At 59.3% G+C, this 987-nt stretch carries 2 protein-coding genes; both read right to left on the reverse strand.

Annotated elements, in window-relative coordinates; all coding sequences use genetic code 11:
- The coding region (locus tag MKL09_RS32285) for a MucR family transcriptional regulator (protein ID WP_409566893.1) at positions 1-160 on the reverse strand (160 nt) is incomplete at its 3' end.
- 592 nt (positions 161-752) lie between these two features.
- Positions 753-987, reverse strand: a 235-nt coding sequence (locus MKL09_RS02100; RefSeq protein WP_244017506.1) for a hypothetical protein, incomplete at its 5' end; no start/stop codon positions are given.

Genomic DNA, 987 nt, shown 5'->3' on the forward strand with positions numbered 1-987 from the left:
CCTGGCCGATCCCTGACAGCGCGGCGTGGGTGCTCGCGATCAGCGTTGCAAGCTCAGCACCCTGCACGTGATTGTTCGACACATAGGCCGAGACGATGCCGGTTGTCAGCTCGATAAGATCGACGTTTTCAACCTCAGATGTTTCGATCATGTCGTCCATGCTGCACCTATGCGAAGAACTAACATCACTCGTTCTAAATGCAGCCGAATTTGGTGGGTTGCATCAAGATTAAGCATGGATCCGAAGTCAGCGTAGCCCTCTTTGAGAATGCCGATACAAAACACCGCGCTGAGTGAGTAAGATAGCGCATGCGAAAGACTATGTTAACCAAGCTCTAAGCAGCCTACTGTTGAGCAGGTTACAGGTGTCGCCGTGAACCGTGCCTTCCCCGTCAGCGCTGAGGATCCCGCCGGCGATTGTCCAGTCCCGATCGATACGCTCAGCCGGCTCTACCGCGCAGAGCCAGCGACATTGGCTGATCAGCTCGGGGGCATCCCGGAAGCCACGCGAGCGCGGTTGGCCATCTACCTCTACGGGCGCAGTCACACACGCCAACTCGGTGTGCAGATCGCGGCGACCTGCGAAGGTGCCAGTCTTCGGCGCGTCGCCGGATTTGTCGGGAACGCTCTACACGACCTCTCCCGACAAAACCCGAGCGCATGGGTGGATGCCATCCCGTCGACCGGCGGTAAGTGAGGGGTCAGTCTTGCAGGGTCACGAGGTGCCTCGCGCTAACGCATCGGCCTTCAGCCTACCCATCCGCCTTTTCGTCAAAGTGCGTCCCAGACATACCGGTCACCTGGTCATTCAGGATTTCCGCAATCTGCTGGGCATGGGCGTAGGTTACACTATCCCGTAGATCGAGGCCCAGCACCGCATCCCCAAAGGCGGAGATCGGCTCGCCTTTTGGTTCCAGGACGAGGCGAGGGCGCCCGTCAGCGTCCTCCTTCGCGATGAACCGATACTGGCCGCTCTCGGTCCTCGTC

The sequence above is a fragment of the Methylobacterium sp. J-048 genome (genome assembly GCF_022829515.1).
GTDB lineage: Bacteria > Pseudomonadota > Alphaproteobacteria > Rhizobiales > Beijerinckiaceae > Methylobacterium.